Source organism: Sphingomonas hominis, assembly GCF_013328205.1.
GTDB classification, from domain to species: domain Bacteria; phylum Pseudomonadota; class Alphaproteobacteria; order Sphingomonadales; family Sphingomonadaceae; genus Sphingomonas; species Sphingomonas hominis.
In genome coordinates, this window is record NZ_JABULH010000001.1 from 944,038 (window position 1) to 962,177 (window position 18,140).

Sequence of the window (18,140 nt, forward strand, 5' to 3'; positions counted from 1 at the left end):
GCCCGACACGCAAACCGCCGCCCCGGCGGGTGCCGGGGCGGCGGCTTATTTACAACACGTTGCGCCTTGCGACGCTGAACGGGTCAGGCGTTCTGCGGCACGCCCGATGCAGCGGCGACCTCGGCGGCAAAGTCGGACTGCTCCTTCTCGATGCCTTCGCCCAGCTGGAAGCGGACGTAGTCAACCAGCTTGATCTCGGTGCCGGCATCCTTGCCCGCCTTGGCGACGACGTCGCTGATCTTGGTCTTGCCGTCCATCACGAACAGCTGGCTGACAAGCGCGTGCTCCTTGCGGTACTTCGCAATCGAGCCTTCGACCATCTTGGCGATGATGTCGGCGGGCTTGCCGCTCTCACCAGCCTTCTCGGTCGCGATCGCGCGCTCGCGCTCGATCTCGGCCTCGTCGAGGTCACCCTCGTTCAGCGCCTTCGGGAAGGCGGCCGCGATGTGCATCGCCAGGCTCTTGCCGAGCGATTGGAGCGCCTCGTCGTTCGCAGCGCTCTCGAGCGCCACAAGCACGCCGATCTTGCCCAGCCCCGGCGACTGCTGGTTGTGCACGTAAGCGACGACTGCACCCTGCGACACTTCGAGGCGACGCGCGCGGCGGATCGACTGGTTCTCGCCGATCGTCGCGACGTTGTTAGTCAGCGCGTCGGCAACAGTCGTGCCCGATGGCATCGACGCACCCTTGATCGCCTCGACGTCGTCGCCGGTGGCGAGCGCGATCTGCGTCACTTCGCGCACGAAGTTCTGGAACTGGTCGTTCTTGGCGACGAAGTCGGTCTCCGAATTAACCTCGACCGCCGCACCCTTGGTGCCCGACACGGCAACGCCGACCAGACCCTCGGCCGCGGTACGACTCGACTTCTTCTGTGCGGCCGCGAGACCCTTGGTGCGCAGCCAGTCGAGTGCGGCGTCCATGTCGCCCGCGGTCTCGTTCAACGCCTTCTTGCAGTCCATCATGCCCGCGCCGCTCTTCTCGCGCAGGTCCTTCACCATCGAAGCGGTGATGTCGGCCATCGTTCTGGTCCTCGAATGTGGTTGGCCGCCCTCACGTCGCGCGCTGCGCGTCGACACGGAGCGATAAACAAGTGGAGGCCGCCAGATAGGCGGCCTCCATGACAATTGCACGTCGCTCACCCGGTCACGTCCGAGCCAAGCGGCGTTCGATCGCTTACGCCTGCGCGTTCGCCGCCATGACGTTACCTTCAGCGTTCACGTCGGTGTCGATCGCGGCGTCGGCGCCCTGGATCGCGTCCTCCGCCGGCGGCTCGATCATCGCGCCCAGATCGGCGCCGCTGCGCGCCTGCTGCTGCTGGTTGCCGCGGGTCGCCGCGATGGCGATCGCCTCGCAGTACAGACGGATGGCGCGTGCCGCGTCGTCGTTCGCCGGAACCGGGAACGCGATGCCATCGGGCGAGACGTTCGAGTCGAGAATGCCGACCACCGGGATGCCCAGCGTGTTGGCTTCCTTGATCGCCAGCTCTTCCTTGTTCGCGTCGATCACAAACATGACGTCCGGAATGCCGCCCATGTCGCGGATACCGCCCAGCGACATCTCGAGCTTGTCGCGCTCGCGCGTCAGCTGAAGCACTTCCTTCTTGGTCAGACCCGCGGTGTTGCCCGACAGCTGCTCCTCGAGCGCCTTCAAACGCTTGATCGAGTTGCTGATCGTCTTCCAGTTGGTGAGCATGCCGCCCAGCCAGCGGTGGTTGACGAAGTGCTGGCCGGCGCGACGCGCCGCCTCGGCGACGGGCTCCTGCGCCTGGCGCTTGGTGCCGACGAACAGCACCTTGCCGCCCGCCGCCACGGTCGACGACACGAACTCGAGCGCGCGCGCGAACAGCGGCACGGTCTGCGACAGATCGATGATGTGGACGCCGTTGCGATCGCCGAAGATGTACGGCTTCATCTTAGGATTCCAGCGGTGGGTCTGGTGACCGAAGTGCGCGCCGGTTTCGATAAGCTGCTGCATGCTGACGACAGGTGCCGCCATAATCATATTCCTTCCGGTTAAGCCGCTGGGAAGCGTGTGACGCGTACAGGCTATAAGCCCGGCGCACCGGTTGTTGATGCTTCCCATGTGGGATTGAGGACGTCGTGCATAGCGGCAGCCTCAGCAACCTTCAACGCCTCATTTGTCCTTGACGTGAGAACGTAGTGGGAACATACGTCGGAACAGACCAAGAACCTGATGTGCTAACACGCAAGTACCTGCAGAATCGTCCGATTCGGGCGTGTCGGCGGGAACCGATCGTATGGAACGAAGGTTGGCGGACGTTGGGTTCGCGTAAGGGTGAGGGAGGCGAACATGCTGCTCGTACTTGATATTCTGATATTTGGTGGTGCCGCGGTCGGTGCGGTGTACACTCTCGGAGCGACGCTCGCGCCGAACGCCGGCAGGATATTGGACGCGCTGGCGGGACGTCCGCAGCCGCAGTTCCAGCCGCTGGCAACGCTCGTACGCGCCGAGAACCGTATTGCCGTGCGCCGCTGGTCATCAGCCTCTACGCGCCCTCAATATCGTTTCCGCGAAGCCGCTTGACCCGTGCGTAGCTCGCGATGCTGAACGGTAGCGCGAGCAGGTAGGCCAGGCTGAGTAGTGAAACCGTCTCCCATGGTGCGGAGACGGCAGCCGCGCCGACCACGACCACGACGGCGATGGCCTCGAAGCGAACGTTCCGACGTAGCCGCAACGACGACCAGGAAAAGGTCGCGACGCTCGACACCATCAGAATAGCGATGAACACCGTCCAAGGCGCGACGAGGTAGGGCGAACGGAATATCGCCTTGTCGGTCGCAAACCATAGGAACATCGGTAGCAGCGACAGTCCGGCGCCTGCCGGCGCCGGTGCGCCGGTCAGAAATCCCGCAGACTTGTGTGGCTGATCGTCGGCATCGATCGCCGCGTTGAAGCGCGCGAGACGCAGGGCGCAGAATACGGCGAGCATCAATGATGCCGTCCAGCCGAAACGCGGCAGCGACGACAACGACCAGAGATACAGGATCAACGCCGGCGACACACCGAACGAGATCGCGTCGCTGAGCGAGTCGAGTTCGGCCCCGAACCGGCTCTCGCCGCGCAACATGCGGGCAACGCGACCGTCGAGCCCGTCAAGCACACCTGCCAGCAACACCATCGCTACGGCGAGCATCCAATGCTGCTGAAGCGCGAAACGGATGCCCGACAGTCCCGAACATAAGGCCAGCGCGGTGACCGCGTTGGGTGCAACCGCACGAAGCGGCAGGCCACGAGGGCGGCGAAGCGGACGAGCGGCGCGCATGGTTACTGTGCAATCCCTGTAACGGGCGTGCCGGCGAACCGGCCAAGCACCGTCTCGCCCGCGATCGCGCGCTGTCCTAGTGCCACCTGCGGCACGCAACCTTCGGGTAGGAACACGTCAACGCGGCTGCCGAAACGGATCAGGCCGACCCGCTGACCGACCGCGACGATATCGCCGACTTTGACGAAACCAACGATCCGCCGCGCCACCAGCCCCGCAATCTGCGTGAATCCGATGCGCCGCCCGTCGTGCCCCTCCACTACGAAATGCTGCCGCTCATTCTCCTCCGACGCCTTGTCGAGATCGGCATTCAGGAACTTGCCGGAAATGTAGACCACCTGCCGTACCACACCCGCGATCGGCGTGCGGTTGATATGCACGTCGAACACCGACATGAATACCGACACCCGCACCATCGGCTCGGCACCGAGATCGGGCACCAATTCACGCGGAACCGCCACCCGCTCGATCATCGTGATCAGCCCATCGGCGGGTGACACCACCAAATCGTCGCCGATCGGCGTGGTCCGGATCGGATCGCGAAAGAACGCCGCCACCCACAAGGTTACACCCAACAGCGGCCAGAACAGCACCTTGGAGATAATGGTGGCGAGCAGCGTGATGCCGAACGCGATGGCGGTGAACTTCTGCCCCTCAGGATGAACGGCGGGAAAGCGCCACTTGACCGTGGTCGTGCCCACCGAGGGCTTCTGCAACGATGACATGCGCGTCGGTCTATCCTCGGTGAACCGCGCTGACAACGCGGCGCGTCGTGTTCCGCGCTTTTCGTATCGTCGTGCGTCGGGCAAGCGGCCGCGCTTGATCCCTGCCCCCGGCCTTTCTATGCGCTGGCGCAACCCCTCCCACAGGAAGAGAGAACATGGCCAAGATCAAGGTGAAGACGCCCGTCGTAGAGATCGACGGCGACGAGATGACCCGGATCATCTGGGAGTGGATCCGCGAGCGCCTGATCAAGCCGTATCTCGACATCGAGCTCGATTATTACGACCTCGGCATCGAGCACCGCGACGCGACCGACGATCAGGTGACGATCGACAGTGCCGAGGCGACCAAGAAGTACGGCGTCGCGGTCAAGTGCGCGACGATCACCCCCGACGAGGCGCGCGTCGAAGAGTTCGGCCTCAAGAAGATGTGGCGTTCGCCCAACGGCACGATCCGCAACATCCTGGGCGGCGTGATCTTCCGCGAGCCGATCGTGATCAAGAACGTGCCCCGCCTGATCCCGGGCTGGACGCACCCGATTGTCGTCGGCCGCCACGCTTTCGGCGACCAGTATAAGGCGACCGACTTCGTCGTGCCGGGCGCGGGCAAGCTGACCATGAGGTGGCAGGGCACCGACGGCCAGGTGATCGAGCGCGAGGTGTTCGATTTCCCCGAGGGCGGCGTCGCGATGGGGATGTACAACCTCGACCAGTCGATCCGCGACTTCGCGCGCGCCAGCATGAACTACTCGCTCGGCCGCGGCTGGCCGCTGTACCTGTCGACCAAGAACACGATCCTCAAGGCCTATGACGGCCGCTTCAAGGACCTGTTCGCCGAGATCTTCGAGGCCGAGTTCAAGGACGAGTTCGCCGCCAAAGGCATCGTCTACGAGCACCGCCTGATCGACGACATGGTCGCATCGGCGCTCAAGTGGAACGGCGAGTTCGTGTGGGCGTGCAAGAACTACGACGGCGACGTGCAGTCGGATCAGGTCGCGCAAGGCTTCGGCTCGCTCGGCCTCATGACGTCGGTGCTGATGACGCCCGACGGCAAGACGATCGAGGCCGAGGCGGCGCACGGCACCGTCACGCGCCACTATCGCCAGCACCAGCAGGGCAAGGCGACCTCGACCAACCCGATCGCCTCGATCTTTGCCTGGACCGGCGGCCTCAAGTACCGCGGCCAGTTCGACAACACGCCCGACGTGACCCGCTTCGCCGAGACGCTCGAGCGCGTCTGCATCGAGACGGTGGAGAACGGCGACATGACCAAGGATCTCGCGATCCTGATCGGCCCCGATCAGAAGTGGATGACCACCGAGCAGTTCTTCGAGGCGGTGCGCGTCAACCTCGAGAACAAGATGGCGACCTGGGCCTGATCGCCCCTAGCGACGGCGGAGTTCGACGATGAACCCGCCGTCGCCTTTCAGCGTCTGGGTCGCACCGGGCGCGAGCGCGAGCGACTGACGCAATTCCACCGTGCTGGTTCCGCCGCAGCCGGCCTGGCTCGGCCGGGTCCAGCGCGCATCTACCGTCAACATATCGGGTGCGTCCGTCTGGCGGACAGACCGGCGCAAGGTGACGCTGATTTCGCGCTGGGCGGTGCCGAATGGCTGATCAACCAGCGCGCATTCGGGTCCGAGCGCCTCGTTTTCGCTCTGCCGCCACGACGCACCGCGTATCCCGTCCACCCAAAGCTTGCCCGACCACAGGACACCCTGCGGGACACGAACGACGACGCTGATCGCGATACGTTCGCGTGCCGCGGCGTTCCGGTCCGCCATCGCGTCCGGTCGCGAGACGATGGGTGGAGAAGCGTAGATGCGCGGTACCGGCGGCACTTGCGCGATCAGAACTTGGGCGAGCAACAGAACGAGCATGGACGAACTCCCTTCGACCATCCGTCACTGCTCGCCGGGCGGTTACGAACTCCACCAGCAACAGCGTTAATCGGCGACTCGGACCCACAGAGCAAGTCGCGTCGGTTGGCAAAGCCACCCGTCTGATCCAAGAGTGCTCGCATGGCGATCGGATTGGAAAACGCGGGCTTCTCTGACACCCTTGTCGTTCTGGGCGCGGCGGGGCTCGTCATTCCGGCGTTCGCACGGTTCCGGATCAGTCCGGTGATCGGCTTCATCCTCGTCGGTGCGCTGGTCGGGCCTGCTGGGCTCGGGTCGCTGACCGCGGCCTTTCCGTGGCTCTATTACGTCACGATCTCCAACCCCGAGGCGATCGAGCCGTTCGCCGAGTTCGGTATCGTGCTGCTGCTGTTCTCGATCGGGCTCGAGCTGTCGTTTCGGCGTTTGTGGTCGATGCGGCAGCTCGTGTTCGGCACTGGCGCGGCCGAGTTGCTCGGGTCGGCGGCGCTGATCGCGGCCGCGCTGCACCTGCTGGGACAGCCGTGGCAGGGCGCGGCCGGGCTCGGGCTGGCCTTGGCGCTTTCATCGACCGCGCTGGTGCTGCCGCTGGTCGGCACGACCAGCCCGGTCGGGCGCGGCGCGTTCGCGATGCTGTTGTTCGAGGATCTGGCACTCGTCCCAATCATCTTCGCGCTCGGCGCGATGGCACCGACGGCGAGCGATGAGGGTTGGATCGGCATCGCCGGTGTCGCGCTGCGCGGAGGGGTGACGGTTGTCGCCATGTACGTCGGCGGACGCCTCGTGCTGCCGCGGCTGTTCGCGCAGGCGGCGCGCACCAAGAGCCCCGAATTGTTCCTCGCCGCGTCCTTGCTGGTCGTCATCGTCGCCAGCGTCGCGACCACCGCAGCGGGCCTGTCGCCGATCGTCGGTGCGCTGCTCGCCGGCTTGCTGATCGCCGAAACCGAATATCACAGCGAGGTCGAGGTTATCACCAAGCCGTTCCAGGGGCTCGCGCTCGGCGTGTTCCTGATCACGGTCGGCATGAGCCTCGACCTGCGTTTGATCGTCGCCAACTGGTCGTCTCTGCTGGCGGCAGTCGTCGGCGTCGTGCTGGTCAAGGCGATCGTCACCGCGCTCCTCCTGCGTGTCGCCAACGCGCGGCTGGGTGTAGCGGCGGAGACGGGATTGCTGATGGGCAGCCCGTCGGAGACGACGCTGATCGTGCTCGCGACTGCGGCGCAGGCGCGGCTGATCCTGCCGTCCACCGCCACCTTCTGGCAGACGGTGACCGCGATCGGGCTGACGATCACGCCGCTGCTCGCCGCACTCGGCCGGATTATCTCGCGTCGGCTCGAACGGCGTGCGCCGCTGGAGGAGATACCTGCCGCCAACGAAGGCCGCACGGTGATCATCGGCTTCGGCCGGGTCGGTGAGCTGGTTGCCGACATGCTGTCGCGCCACCAGCGTCCGTACGTCGCGGTAGAGGCCGATATCGACGCGGTCACCCGCGCGCGCGCCGCCGGCTACAGCGTCGTCTTCGGCGACGTCGCCCGGCGCGAGTTGGTCGACCGGCTCGCGCTCGGCACCGCGCGCGCGCTGATCCTGACTATGGACGATCCGGTGCTGACCGTACGCCTGACGCGGCTGGTGCGCGGGCAATTCCCCAATCTGCCGATTATCGCGCGCGCGCGCGATCCACGCCACGCCGCCGAGCTGTACCGCGCCGGCGTTACCGATGCGGTACCGGAAACGCTCGAAAGCTCGCTGCAACTCTCCGAAGCGGTGCTGGTCGAACTCGGCGCCGCAATGGGACCGATCATCGCCTCGATCCACGAGAAGCGCGAAGAATTGCGCAACGACATCCGCGCCGAGGCGATGATGTCGCGCGAACCACGGATCCGGCGCATCCGCAGCCGCAGCGAAGTCGACGCCGCAGGCTCGTCGTGAGCGACGTGCGCGATGCATTGACCAACGCGTCGTCACGTTTCTGCCGGAAACCACGCATAGGTGCGCAACGAATGAAGCCCTCCGACCTGCGCGTCGCGTTGTTCAGCGGCAACTACAATTACGTGCGCGACGGCGCCAATCAGGCGCAGAACCTGCTGGTAGGCTATTTGTTGTCGCAGGGCGTGCAGGTACGGGTCTATTCACCCACCTCCAGCAATCCGGCCTTCGCGCCGCGCGGCGATCTGGTCGATGTGCCGGCGATCCCCATTCCTGGTCGCGGCGAGTATAAGATCGGCCGGTCGCTGCCGGAGGAACCGCGCCGCGACCTGGAGGCGTTCGCGCCCAACATCGTCCATGTATCGGCCCCTGAGTTCCTCGGGCACGCGGCGGTCACCTGGGCGCGCGCCAACGACGTGCCGGTGGTCGCCGCCGTCCACACCCGGTTCGAGACTTATTTCGAATATTACCGGCTCGGCTTCATTCAGCCGGTGATCCGCTGGATCCTGAAACGCTTCTACAATCGTGCGGACCGCGTGCTGGTGCCGACTGCGTCAATGGGTCAGATCATCCGCGACCTCGGCGTTGACACGCCGGTGTCGCTGTGGCCGCGCGGGGTCAATCATCAGCGTTTCGCGGCCGATCGCCGCAGCCTCGACTGGCGCCGCTCGCTCGGCATCGCCGACGATGAAGTCGCGATCGGCTTCCTCGGCCGGTTGGTGCTGGAGAAAGGTTTGGGCGTCTTCGCCGACGTGATCGCCGCGTTGCGTGAGCGCGGCGTGCGCCACCGCGTGATCGTCGTCGGCGAAGGACCCGCACGCGACTGGTTCGCCGGCCGCGCGCCCGAGGCGGCATTTGCGGGTTTCCAGAGCGGCGACGATCTCGGCCGCGCGGTTGCCTCGATGGACATCCTGTTCAATCCCAGTGTGACCGAGACATGGGGTCAGGTCACTTCCGAGGCGATGGCGGCGGGTGTTCCGGTCGTCGCCGCGCGCGCGACGGGCGCGATCGACCTGGTCGAGGACGGCGTTACCGGTTTCCTGGTCAAGCCGCAGCAGATCGAAGGCTATGCCGCGGCCATCGCGCAGTTGATCGAGGACCCCGCACTGCGCGCCCGCGCTGGTGCCGCGAGCCACGCGCGCGCCGCCGGCTTTCGCTGGGACACCGCCAATGCGCAGGTGCTGGCAGCCTATCTCGAGGTCATGCAGGCGCGCCGACCGGCTTAGATCGCGGCGCCGCCTGCCCGCCAGTCGAACGTCAGCGGCGCCTCGCGAAAGGCGAATCGGTTAAGGTGGCGCGCCACCACGTCACGCATCTGCGCCACATCTTCTCCGTCGGGTACGGTCAGCAATACGTCGAGCGTCTCGCTATCGGCGCGCATCTCCAGCAACGAACCGTTGGAAAAGGCGATGCGGCCCTCCTGCTCCGAGTAGCTGACCTTCATCTTGTGGCTCCAGTGCTTGGCGAGTTGCTGGAGATAGCGGCTGGCCGACGCGGTCGACACCCGTGCGATCGATACGCTCATTTCAGTCGCTCCACGCGTTGTGCCAGTTCGTCGATCATCGCCGCCACGTCGTGCATCCGCTCGGGAGGCACATCGCCGCGTCCGAACGTTTCGCCGAGCGCGACCTTCAGATTGCCCATCGCGCGACGGATCGGCGCGGGGTCGACCCGCTCGCGGCGCGCGCCCAGCGCGTGCAGCCGTGCCATGAGCACCTCAACCTGCTCGGCATGCTCGCTCAGGTGGGTACGTCCCGCCTCGGTCGCGGCGAAGCGCTTCTTCGCGCCCTCCGATCGTTGCTCCTCGATCAGCCCCATTTTATCGAGCAGCGTCAGCGTCGGATAAACCACGCCCGGGCTCGGCGCATAAGCGCCTGCGGTCAGCGCCTCAATCGCGCGGATCAGGTCGTAGCCGTGACGTGGCGTATCGGCGATCAACTTGAGCAGCACCAGCCGCAGCTCGCTGCCGTCGAACATCCGCGCGCGTCGCCCACCCATCGGGCGCTCGCCCCGGTCGAACCAATCGCCGCCGAGCGGTCCACGATCTCCCCGCCGCCGTCCGTGCCCAGCGGAATTTGCCGCCATGACCGCCCAGCGTCTGTGCCACCTGTCGCGGTGACTATACATGTGATGTCTCATAAGCCTTCCTGCAAAGATAAATATAAGATATATCTTAGATTGCAGCGTTCAAGATGTATCTTGAAGCTAAGTTCGGCAAAGCCTCTTCCTTCCCGCCACGATCGCTTATGAACGTCCGCATGGCCGACCTGCTGACCGGACTCGAACCTCCCGCCCCGCCCGATCCGTCGCACGTCGCTGCGCCATTGGCCGATCGCCTGCGCCCGCGTTCGCTCGTCGAGGTGATCGGTCAGGAACACCTCACAGCACTCGAAGGCACGATCGGCCGCATGGTGGCGGCAAATCGGCTGTCGTCGATCATCCTGTGGGGACCGCCAGGTACGGGCAAGACCACGATCGCGCGCCTGCTTGCCGACGCCGTCGGCTTGCGGTTCGCGCCGATCTCCGCCGTCTTCTCGGGCGTCGCCGATCTAAAAAAGGTGTTCGCCGAGGCACGCGACCACGCGCGCCTGGGCAAGCGCACCCTGCTGTTCGTGGACGAGATCCACCGCTTCAACCGCGCGCAACAGGACGGCTTCCTCCCCTTTGTCGAGGACGGCACCGTCACGCTCGTGGGGGCGACGACCGAGAACCCGTCGTTCGAGCTCAACGCCGCGCTGCTCAGCCGCGCGCAGGTGCTGATCCTTCACCGTCTCGGCTCCGCCGCGCTCGAGCAGTTGATCGTGCGTGCCGAAGCAGAGGTCGGCCGCCCGCTCCCGCTCGACGCACCGGCGCGAGATGCATTGATCGCCAGTGCGGACGGCGACGGGCGCTTTCTGCTCAATCAGGTCGAAACCTTGTTCTCGGTCGATCTCGCCGCACCGCTCGACCCCGCCGGCCTGTCCGCGTTCCTGCAACGCCGCGTCGCGGTCTATGACAAGGATCGCGAGGGCCATTACAACCTCATCAGCGCGCTGCACAAATCGATCCGCGGTTCTGACCCCAACGCCGCGCTTTACTATCTCGCGCGCATGCTGACCGCGGGTGAGGAGCCGCTCTACCTGCTGCGCCGCCTCACGCGTGCCGCGGTCGAGGATATCGGCCTCGCCGATCCGCAGGCGCTACAGCAATGCCTGGCCGCGAAGGAAGCGTACAACTTCCTCGGCAGCCCGGAGGGCGAGCTCGCGATCGCGCAAGCGTGCATCTATCTCGCGACTGCACCCAAATCCAACGCGGTCTATTCCGCGCAGAAAGCGGCATGGCGCAGCGCGCGCGAGCATGGATCGCTGATGCCGCCGGCGCATATCTTGGGAGCGCCGACCAAGCTGATGCGCGACCTCGGCTACGGCAAAGGCTACGCCTACGACCACGATGCCGAGGACGCCTTCTCCGGCGCGAACTACTGGCCCGAGGGCCTCGCGCCGCAGCAATATTACGCCCCCACCCAGCGCGGCTTCGAGAAGCGCATTGCCGAGCGGCTGGCGTGGTGGAATGAACGTCGCCATGCCAGCACGCCGTCTCGCGATTAAGTCGCTCGCCCTCCTCGCGGCAACGCTCGCGAGCGGCGCGGCTATCGCGCAAACGCCCGCCGCCGCGCCGAACGACCAACTCTACGCCCGCGCGATCGCGGCCGGCTACAAAGCGGCGATGATCTGCGGCGGCGTGTTCAACGCCGGTCGCAGCCCGGCCGCGATCGAAGCGCTCGAGCTGCGCGGTATCTACCCCGAATATGCCGCGCTGGCGCCGACGCTCGCTGCCACGGTCGATCGCGCCGCCGCCAGCGTCAGCGTGCCCTTTGCCGCAGACCTGCCGCCGCGCCGTGCGACGTGGCGACGCGGCATAGGCTGCGTCCTGACACCGATCGGAGCCGCACCCGCGCCGATCGCCGCCGCCGTCCCGCCCACCATCGCGGGCGCTGATCCGCGTCCCTGGCCGCTGGGCGACGCGAACATTGGTCCGGTCCCCTTGCCCGCACTCGCCAACGTGGTCGCGCGCGCCTTCTCCGATTACGGCCGCGACAGCCAAACTACGGGCGTCGTCGTGTTGCGGAACGGCAAGATCGTGGCGGAGCGCTACCGCGACGACTTCGGCCCGTTCGTTGCCAATCGTACCTGGTCGGTTGCGAAGAGCATCACCGGCACGCTAGTCGGCCGATCGGGCATCAATCCCCAGCGCCGCAGCACCATACCGGAATGGTACAGCAGCGATCCGCGCCGCGCGATCACCCTCGACAATCTGCTACGCATGTCGTCGGGCCTGCACAGCGACACCGCCGGCAACCGCACCGATGCGGTCTACTTCGGCGGCACGGCTGTAACCGAGCAGGCAACCGCATCGCCGCTCGAAGCAAAGCCGGGCACGCGCTTCCGCTACGCCAACAACGACATCCTGCTCGCGATGCGCAGCCTGCGCGCCTCGCTGGGCGACGCGAAGGCGAGCGTTCTGCCGCAGCGGCTGTTCACCACGCTTGGCATGACGCACACCGTCGCGCAGCGCGACTGGCGGGGCAATTACATCCTGTCGTCGGACGTCTGGTCGACCGCGCGCGATCTGGCGCGACTGGGTCAGTTTTGGCTCCAGGACGGCGTCTGGCAGGGCAAGCGGCTGCTGCCCGGCGGCTGGATGCGTTACATGACGATGCCTAGTGGTCCGCAGCCCAATCGTGGTGAGGGCTACGGCGCGACGATGTGGCTGTTTGGCGCCAAACAGGGCCTGCCCGCCGGCAGCTACGCCGCGCAGGGAAACCGCGGCCAGTATGTCATGGTGATCCCGTCGGCGAAGCTGGTGGTGGTGCGGCGCGGCGAGGATCCGGCGGGCAGCCGCTTCGACATCGCGCGCTTCACCGCCGACGTGCTCGCCGCCTCGCGCTGACCGCCGCCGGGTGAGCACGCGCGAACGGTTCCGCCACTTCGCCGGAATCGACTGGTCGGGAGCGGTCGGTGCGCGGCAACGGGGTATCCGCGTCGCGCTGTGCCACGCGGGCGATGCCGCACCCATTCTCGTCCGCGCCGATCATATCTGGTCGCGCGAGGACGTACTCGCCTGGCTGACCGACGATCTACCGGCGGATACGCTCGTCGGCCTCGATCTCGGCGCATCGCTGCCGTTCCTCGATCAAGGCAGCTATTTTCCCGGCTGGTCGCGGAGCCCACCCAATGCGCGCGCGCTCTGGACGCTGGTGGACGAGATCTGCGCCGACGATCCGCACCTCGCCGCAACCAGCTTCGTCGACCATCCGCAGGCATCGCGGCACTTTCGCCGTCACGGCGGTCGGGTCGGCGACCTGTTCCCTCCGGGCCGCGGGCGCTGGCGCCTCGCCGAGCACGCGCAGGCGGCGCTCGGGCTCAGTCCCGTCAGCAACCTCAACCTCGTCGGGGCGGCGCAGGTCGGCAAGTCGAGCCTGACCGGCATGCGAATGCTTCATCGGCTCGCCGGGCGCGTGCCGGTCTGGCCGTTCGACCCCGATCCCGGTCACGGCAGCCTCCTGCTCGAAATTTACACGAGCCTGGCGGCACGAGAAGCGGGCGTCCGCGCGGGACGCAGCAAATTACGCGACGTCGATGCCCTCAACGCCGCGCTCGCCGGTCTCGGCAGCGCGCCCGTCGCCGGTGCCGGTGCCATCGACGATCACGCAAGTGACGCGCTGCTCGCCGCCGCCTGGCTCCGCGTCGCTGCCACTCGTCCTGGACTGTGGCACCCGTCCGCGCTCACGCCCGAGGTCGCGCGCATCGAAGGCTGGACCTTCGGCGTGCCCTGAAAGGGGCTGGACGCGCGCGCGCCACTGTCGCATGGCGCGATCGATGACGCGCCGGTTTAGCTCAGCTGGTAGAGCAGCGGTTTTGTAAACCGAAGGTCGCGGGTTCGATTCCTGCAACCGGCACCATCCGCTTCATCGCGTTGCGCTCGCCCGTGCAACCGGGACCGCGACCGATCGTTTCGGCGATATAATGAAGATCAAGGTCGCGAGCTACAACATGCGCAAGGGGATCGGCACCGATCGCCGGCGCGATCCACAGCGTATTCTCGACGTGCTCTCGGAAATCGACGCCGACGTCGTCGCCTTGCAGGAGGCGGATCGCCGCTTCGGCACGCGGGCCGCGGTCATCACCCCGCATCTGTTGGAAGAACACGGCGGCTGGAAAGCGGTCGGCTTCGGCGTGCGCGCGCTCAGCCTCGGATGGCACGGCAACGCGCTGCTGGTACGCCGTTCGGCGACGATCGACGATTGTGAGGTGCTTCACTTGCCCGCGCTCGAACCGCGCGGCGCGGTGATGGCGGACGTGACGGTGGCCGGCGGCACGGTGCGCGTGATCGGCATGCATCTCGACCTGTCGGGCCTGTGGCGCCGGCGACAGGCACACGCGATCCTGACCCACGTCGCCTCCAGCGCGCGGCAGCATCCGACCGTGATGATGGGCGACCTGAACGAGTGGAGCCGCATGTCGGGGTGCCTGCGAGACTTCGGGCAGCGGTTTGCCTTCGCCGACACCGGCCCCAGTTTCCACGCGCGCCGCCCGGTCGCGCGGCTCGACCGGATCATGGCGTCGCGTGAGCTGCGCGTCACCGCGTGCGGTGTTCACGCCAGTGCCGCCGCGCGCAAGGCGTCCGACCACCTGCCGATCTGGGCCGAGATCGTGTCGGCGTGAGTGACGGTGCGCCACCGCCGCGCCCACGCGACAAGGAGCTGCGGCTGGCGCTCATCTGCTACGGCGGGATCAGCCTGGCGGTCTACATGCACGGCATCACCAAGGAGGTGTGGCACCTGGCGCGCGCCAGCCGCGCGCATCATGACGGCGACGGCGCGCTCACCGGCTCGGCGCGCGTCTACGCCGACATGCTGGCCGAAATGCAGCAGGCCGCCGGCGTCACGCTGCGCATCCTGCCTGACATCGTCGCCGGCGCGAGCGCGGGCGGGATCAACGGCATCTTCCTGGCGCAGGCGATCGCCGCCGGCCAGTCGCTTGACCCGCTGACCGATCTCTGGCTCGACGGTGCCGACGTAGAGCGATTAACCGATGCCGACGCCGCCCCCGCCTCACGCTTCTCCAAGGTCTGGGCGCTGCCGATCGCCTGGATGGCCGCCGGGCGCAGCGCCGAACAGCTCGACGAACTGGACGAGCCGACGCGCGAGGAGGTGCGCGCCAAGCTGTCGCACTTCATCCGCTCGCGCTGGTTCGAGCCGCCCTTCTCGGGCGCGGGCTTCACCGACATGCTGTTGGACGCGTTCGAGGCAATGGCCGCGGCGCCGCGCGAGGCCCGTCTCCTGCCACCGGGCCAGCCGCTCGACCTGTTCGTCACCGTGACCGACTTCACCGGCCACCCCGAACGCCTGCAACTCCATTCTCCACCAGAGGTCACCGAGACCGAGCACCGCCTCATCTTTCCTTTCACCGATGACGGTGAGGTTTGTGAAACGTTGGCCGACCCAGCCGAACTGACCTTTGCCGCGCGCGCGACCTCAAGCTTCCCCGGTGCCTTTCCCCCGCTCACCGTGGCCGAACTCGACAAGGTGCTGGCCGCACGCGGTGCCGATTGGCCGGGTCGCGACGACTTTCTGCGCCGCGTGCTCCCGCGCCAATCCGCCGCCAACACGATCGACAAGACCGCGTTGATCGACGGTTCGGTGCTCGCCAATGCACCCTTCCGCCCGGCAATCGACGCGCTTCGCAATCGTCCCGCGCGGCGCGAGATCGACCGCCGCTTCGTCTACATCGACCCCTCGCCAGGCACCAAGTTCCGCCTGTCGGGTGCCAGCGACGGTGTGCCCGGCTTCTTTCAAACGATCCTAGGCGCGATCAGCGAGCTGCCGCGCCAACAACCGATCCGCGACAATCTCGAAGCACTCGCCGAGCGCTCGCGCCGGATCGAGCGAATGCGCGCGATCCTCGATGCGATCCGCCCCGACGTCGAACGCGAGATCGAGCAACTGTTCGGCCGCACCTTCTTCCTCGATCGCCCGACCGTTTCGCGCCTCGTGGCTTGGCGCAGGCGCGCGCAGACCGCCGCTGCGGAGCGCGCGGGCTTCTCCTACGCCGGCTACGGACACCTCAAGACTGCGAACGTTGTCGAACACATCGTCACGCTGCTCCACGCGGTCGGCGGTGGCTCCGGCGCGCAACGCTGGAGCAACACGCGGGTACGGATCGATCAAGCGCTCGCCGCGCGCGGCGTTACTGACAATGCGGTGTTCACCGGCGACGGCAGCGACGCCACGATCGCCTTCTTGCGCACCTTTGACCTCGAATTTCGCGTCCGCCGCCTGCGCCTGCTCGCACGCCGCATCGGGGAGGCGGAGAGTGAAGCGGGGGCGGAGACGCTCGAACCACTGCGTCACGCCGTGTACGACTCGCTCGGCGCGTACATCGACGTGCGACGCCCCGAGGCGCACCGCGCGCTTCGCCATGCAGTCCGCACACTGCGCGACGATGCCGAACCGCTGCTCGACGCGCTCGGCACCTCGCTCGATCTGACTGGGCTCGACGCGCAGACCGACGCCCGCATCGCCGCCGCCCTGGCCGAGCTGCCGCGCGAGTGGCGGCGCGCGATGCTGCTCAACTATCTCGGCTTCCCCTACATCGATGTTGCCACGCTGCCGCTGCTCCAGGGTGAAGGCACCGACGAGTACGACCCGATTCGGGTTGACCGCATCTCACCCGACGACGCGCGCGCGATCCGCAGCGGCGGCGCGGAGGCGACGCTGAAGGGCATCCAGTACAACAGCTTCGGTGCGTTCTTCAGCCACGCCTACCGCGAGAACGACTATCTCTGGGGTCGTCTGCACGGCGCCGAGCGGATGATCGACATCGCCGTATCCACCCTGTCCGCCCCCAGCCGGTTACGCGCCGGCCGCGTCGCCGCGATCAAGCGCGCCGCCTTTCTCGCGATCCTCGACGAAGAGGAACCCCGGCTCGCCGCCATTCCCGCGCTGGTCGCAACGTTGCGCCACGAACTCGGCTGAAGGCTGGCCAAAGCTGCCCGCCCGCGATAGCGTCGACGGCGATGCAGTTCCTGAAGATCCTGTTCTGGTGCCTGCTGGCGTTCATCGCCGCGGTGTTCACCTTTGGCAATTGGACCACGGTGTCGATCCAGCTGTTCGGCGGCCTGGTGATGGAGATCAACCTTCCGCTGCTGCTGCTGCTCACTTTTCTGATCGGGTTTGTCCCGACGCTGATCTACCAGCATGTGGTCCGCTGGCGGCTGCGCCAGCGCCTCGCCGCGGCCGAGCGGGCGCTCGCCAGCACCCGCTCGATCAGCGAGGCGGCGCTGCCCGACGTCGCGCCCACCCCCTTGCCGCCTGCCCCGTCGCCTGCCTCCTCGCCCATCCCAGAGACGATCTGATGTCCAACCGTATCTTCGTTGCGCTCGACACGCCCGACCTCGATCGCGCCCGCGTGCTGGCGCAAAAGGTCCGCCACCACGTCGGCGGCGTGAAGCTGGGCCTGGAGTTCTTCTGCGCCAACGGCCCTGCCGGCATCCGCGCGGTGGAGGAGATCGGCCTGCCCGTCTTCCTCGACCTCAAGCTGCACGACATCCCCAACACGGTTGCCAAGGCCGTGCAGTCGCTCGCGCCGCTCGCCCCTGCGGTGCTGACGGTTCACGCCAGCGGTGGCCGCGCGATGCTGGAAGATGCCAAGGCCGCCGCTCACCCGAACACGCGCGTGGTCGCGGTGACGATGCTGACCAGCCTCGACGACGACGATTTGGCGGCGACCGGCGTCACCGGTACCGCGCACGACCATGTTCTGCGCCTCGCCGATCTCGCGCGCGACGCCGGGCTCGACGGCATCGTCTGCTCGGGCGCCGAGGTGAAGGCCGCGCATCACGCCTGGCCCAAGGGGTATTTCGTCGTCCCCGGCGTCCGGCCGGTGGAGGGCGCGATTGGCGACCAGAAGCGCGTCGTCACCCCGCGCCGCGCGCTCGACGACGGCGCATCGATGCTAGTCATCGGCCGCCCCATCACCCAGGCCGCCGACCCCGATGCGGCCGCCCGCGCGATCGCCGCAACGCTCTGATCGGCGACACGGCCATGCAGGACGACGCTAGAGCGCTGGTCGATGCGGTTCGCGCCTCGGCCAAGCGCCACAATCTGACCTGGGACGCGCTCGTCCCCGACCGCTTCACCGTCAACGCCGCGGCGGAGGAGGCGGAAGAGGCCGCCTACCTTGAGATGGCGCAGGCGAAACGCGCGCTGCGCGACCACATCTGCGCCACCTACGGCATCTCGATAAGCGAACTCGCCAGCCTCGCCATGCCGTGATTGCCGCACCGAGCTTG

Annotated in this window: 19 protein-coding genes and 1 tRNA gene; 13 read left to right on the top strand and 7 right to left on the bottom strand. The window is 67.0% G+C overall.

All coding sequences use genetic code 11. The features are described 5' to 3' along the window. Positions 1-83 precede the first annotated feature (83 nt). Positions 84-1,019: a translation elongation factor Ts gene (gene tsf / locus HRV97_RS04780; RefSeq protein WP_174192475.1), complete on the bottom strand. Its 936-nt coding sequence runs from the start codon at positions 1,017-1,019 to the stop codon at positions 84-86. Between the two features lie 154 nt (positions 1,020-1,173). Then, positions 1,174-1,995, bottom strand: a complete 822-nt coding sequence (gene rpsB, locus HRV97_RS04785) for a 30S ribosomal protein S2 (protein ID WP_174192476.1) — start codon at positions 1,993-1,995, stop codon at positions 1,174-1,176. 315 nt (positions 1,996-2,310) lie between these two features. On the opposite strand from rpsB, the gene HRV97_RS04790 reads away from it, so the two are divergent. After that, on the top strand, positions 2,311-2,544 hold the full coding sequence (locus tag HRV97_RS04790) for a hypothetical protein (protein WP_223176558.1): 234 nt from the start codon (positions 2,311-2,313) through the stop codon (positions 2,542-2,544). On the opposite strand, the gene HRV97_RS04795 is transcribed toward HRV97_RS04790, so the two are convergent. Continuing rightward, complete coding sequence (locus tag HRV97_RS04795) at positions 2,507-3,283, bottom strand: CDP-alcohol phosphatidyltransferase family protein (protein ID WP_174192477.1); 777 nt, start codon at positions 3,281-3,283, stop codon at positions 2,507-2,509. The genes HRV97_RS04790 and HRV97_RS04795 overlap by 38 nt on opposite strands. A 2-nt stretch (positions 3,284-3,285) precedes the next feature. Beyond that, the gene (locus HRV97_RS04800) at positions 3,286-4,008 is read right to left on the bottom strand and encodes a phosphatidylserine decarboxylase (RefSeq protein ID WP_174192478.1); all 723 of its coding nucleotides are present in this window, start codon (positions 4,006-4,008) and stop codon (positions 3,286-3,288) included. 155 nt (positions 4,009-4,163) lie between these two features. Between HRV97_RS04800 and HRV97_RS04805 the strand changes: the two genes are divergently transcribed. Next, entirely contained in the window at positions 4,164-5,384 is a 1,221-nt protein-coding gene (locus HRV97_RS04805) for an NADP-dependent isocitrate dehydrogenase (RefSeq protein ID WP_174192479.1), read from the top strand. Positions 5,385-5,390: 6 nt separating this feature from the next. Here HRV97_RS04805 and HRV97_RS04810 read toward each other — a convergent pair whose 3' ends face one another. Beyond that, positions 5,391-5,885, bottom strand: coding sequence for a hypothetical protein (locus HRV97_RS04810; protein WP_174192480.1), 495 nt, complete (start codon positions 5,883-5,885; stop codon positions 5,391-5,393). A 141-nt stretch (positions 5,886-6,026) separates the two neighbouring features. On the opposite strand from HRV97_RS04810, the gene HRV97_RS04815 reads away from it, so the two are divergent. Together HRV97_RS04815 and HRV97_RS04820 are read left to right on the top strand one after the other, a co-directional pair. Then, positions 6,027-7,811 (top strand): cation:proton antiporter domain-containing protein, encoded by a 1,785-nt coding sequence (locus tag HRV97_RS04815; RefSeq protein WP_174192481.1) that lies wholly within the window; start codon positions 6,027-6,029, stop codon positions 7,809-7,811. Positions 7,812-7,882: 71 nt separating this feature from the next. Continuing rightward, a complete protein-coding gene (locus tag HRV97_RS04820) occupies positions 7,883-9,034 on the top strand; it encodes a glycosyltransferase family 4 protein (RefSeq protein ID WP_174192482.1) in 1,152 nt (383 codons plus the stop codon). On the opposite strand, the gene HRV97_RS04825 is transcribed toward HRV97_RS04820, so the two are convergent. Both HRV97_RS04825 and HRV97_RS04830 read right to left on the bottom strand, forming a co-directional pair. Further along, positions 9,031-9,333 carry a DUF2218 domain-containing protein gene (locus HRV97_RS04825; protein ID WP_174192483.1) on the bottom strand — a complete coding sequence of 101 codons (303 nt, stop codon included), beginning with the start codon at positions 9,331-9,333 and terminating at the stop codon, positions 9,031-9,033. The two genes, HRV97_RS04820 and HRV97_RS04825, sit on opposite strands and share 4 nt — an antisense overlap. Beyond that, positions 9,330-9,893, bottom strand: coding sequence for a PadR family transcriptional regulator (locus HRV97_RS04830; protein WP_246248512.1), 564 nt, complete (start codon positions 9,891-9,893; stop codon positions 9,330-9,332). Before HRV97_RS04830 ends, HRV97_RS04825 begins: the two co-directional genes overlap by 4 nt. Positions 9,894-10,066: 173 nt before the next feature. Here HRV97_RS04830 and HRV97_RS04835 point away from each other — a divergent pair, with 173 nt between their 5' ends. The 9 genes from HRV97_RS04835 (at position 10,067) to HRV97_RS04875 (ending at position 18,123) form a co-directional block, all read left to right on the top strand. Then, the gene (locus tag HRV97_RS04835; RefSeq protein WP_174192771.1) at positions 10,067-11,395 is read left to right on the top strand and encodes a replication-associated recombination protein A; all 1,329 of its coding nucleotides are present in this window, start codon (positions 10,067-10,069) and stop codon (positions 11,393-11,395) included. Then, the gene (locus HRV97_RS04840; RefSeq protein WP_246248513.1) at positions 11,370-12,737 is read left to right on the top strand and encodes a serine hydrolase domain-containing protein; all 1,368 of its coding nucleotides are present in this window, start codon (positions 11,370-11,372) and stop codon (positions 12,735-12,737) included. The genes HRV97_RS04835 and HRV97_RS04840 overlap by 26 nt, the downstream gene beginning before the upstream one ends. A gap of 10 nt (positions 12,738-12,747) precedes the next feature. Further along, positions 12,748-13,623 (top strand): hypothetical protein, encoded by an 876-nt coding sequence (locus tag HRV97_RS04845; protein ID WP_174192486.1) that lies wholly within the window; start codon positions 12,748-12,750, stop codon positions 13,621-13,623. 50 nt (positions 13,624-13,673) lie between these two features. After that, a tRNA-Thr gene (locus HRV97_RS04850) sits at positions 13,674-13,749 on the top strand. Between the two features lie 64 nt (positions 13,750-13,813). Then, positions 13,814-14,512, top strand: a complete 699-nt coding sequence (locus HRV97_RS04855) for an endonuclease/exonuclease/phosphatase family protein (RefSeq protein WP_174192487.1) — start codon at positions 13,814-13,816, stop codon at positions 14,510-14,512. Further along, positions 14,509-16,824 (top strand): patatin-like protein, encoded by a 2,316-nt coding sequence (locus HRV97_RS04860; protein ID WP_174192488.1) that lies wholly within the window; start codon positions 14,509-14,511, stop codon positions 16,822-16,824. The genes HRV97_RS04855 and HRV97_RS04860 overlap by 4 nt, the downstream gene beginning before the upstream one ends. A gap of 41 nt (positions 16,825-16,865) precedes the next feature. Next, a complete protein-coding gene (locus HRV97_RS04865) occupies positions 16,866-17,204 on the top strand; it encodes a lipopolysaccharide assembly protein LapA domain-containing protein (protein WP_174192489.1) in 339 nt (112 codons plus the stop codon). Further along, entirely contained in the window at positions 17,204-17,878 is a 675-nt protein-coding gene (gene pyrF, locus HRV97_RS04870) for an orotidine-5'-phosphate decarboxylase (RefSeq protein ID WP_174192490.1), read from the top strand. Before HRV97_RS04865 ends, pyrF begins: the two co-directional genes overlap by 1 nt. 14 nt (positions 17,879-17,892) lie before the next feature. Further along, positions 17,893-18,123 (top strand): hypothetical protein, encoded by a 231-nt coding sequence (locus HRV97_RS04875; RefSeq protein ID WP_174192491.1) that lies wholly within the window; start codon positions 17,893-17,895, stop codon positions 18,121-18,123. The last annotated feature ends 17 nt before the right edge of the window (positions 18,124-18,140 follow it).

Bases quoted from the DNA above. Each gene is read 5' to 3' on its own strand.
- HRV97_RS04875 (WP_174192491.1), top strand. From the start codon at position 17,893: ATGCAGGACGACGCTAGAGCGCTGGTCGATGCGGTTCGCGCCTCGGCC.
- tsf (WP_174192475.1), bottom strand. From the start codon at position 1,019: ATGGCCGACATCACCGCTTCGATGGTGAAGGACCTGCGCGAGAAGAGC.
- HRV97_RS04865 (WP_174192489.1), top strand. From the start codon at position 16,866: ATGCAGTTCCTGAAGATCCTGTTCTGGTGCCTGCTGGCGTTCATCGCC.
- HRV97_RS04855 (WP_174192487.1), top strand. From the start codon at position 13,814: ATGAAGATCAAGGTCGCGAGCTACAACATGCGCAAGGGGATCGGCACC.
- pyrF (WP_174192490.1), top strand. From the start codon at position 17,204: ATGTCCAACCGTATCTTCGTTGCGCTCGACACGCCCGACCTCGATCGC.
- HRV97_RS04790 (WP_223176558.1), top strand. From the start codon at position 2,311: ATGCTGCTCGTACTTGATATTCTGATATTTGGTGGTGCCGCGGTCGGT.
- HRV97_RS04840 (WP_246248513.1), top strand. From the start codon at position 11,370: ATGCCAGCACGCCGTCTCGCGATTAAGTCGCTCGCCCTCCTCGCGGCA.
- HRV97_RS04825 (WP_174192483.1), bottom strand. From the start codon at position 9,333: ATGAGCGTATCGATCGCACGGGTGTCGACCGCGTCGGCCAGCCGCTAT.
- HRV97_RS04800 (WP_174192478.1), bottom strand. From the start codon at position 4,008: ATGTCATCGTTGCAGAAGCCCTCGGTGGGCACGACCACGGTCAAGTGG.
- HRV97_RS04820 (WP_174192482.1), top strand. From the start codon at position 7,883: ATGAAGCCCTCCGACCTGCGCGTCGCGTTGTTCAGCGGCAACTACAAT.
- HRV97_RS04830 (WP_246248512.1), bottom strand. From the start codon at position 9,893: ATGGCGGCAAATTCCGCTGGGCACGGACGGCGGCGGGGAGATCGTGGA.
- HRV97_RS04805 (WP_174192479.1), top strand. From the start codon at position 4,164: ATGGCCAAGATCAAGGTGAAGACGCCCGTCGTAGAGATCGACGGCGAC.
- HRV97_RS04795 (WP_174192477.1), bottom strand. From the start codon at position 3,283: ATGCGCGCCGCTCGTCCGCTTCGCCGCCCTCGTGGCCTGCCGCTTCGT.
- rpsB (WP_174192476.1), bottom strand. From the start codon at position 1,995: ATGGCGGCACCTGTCGTCAGCATGCAGCAGCTTATCGAAACCGGCGCG.
- HRV97_RS04835 (WP_174192771.1), top strand. From the start codon at position 10,067: ATGGCCGACCTGCTGACCGGACTCGAACCTCCCGCCCCGCCCGATCCG.
- HRV97_RS04815 (WP_174192481.1), top strand. From the start codon at position 6,027: ATGGCGATCGGATTGGAAAACGCGGGCTTCTCTGACACCCTTGTCGTT.
- HRV97_RS04810 (WP_174192480.1), bottom strand. From the start codon at position 5,885: ATGCTCGTTCTGTTGCTCGCCCAAGTTCTGATCGCGCAAGTGCCGCCG.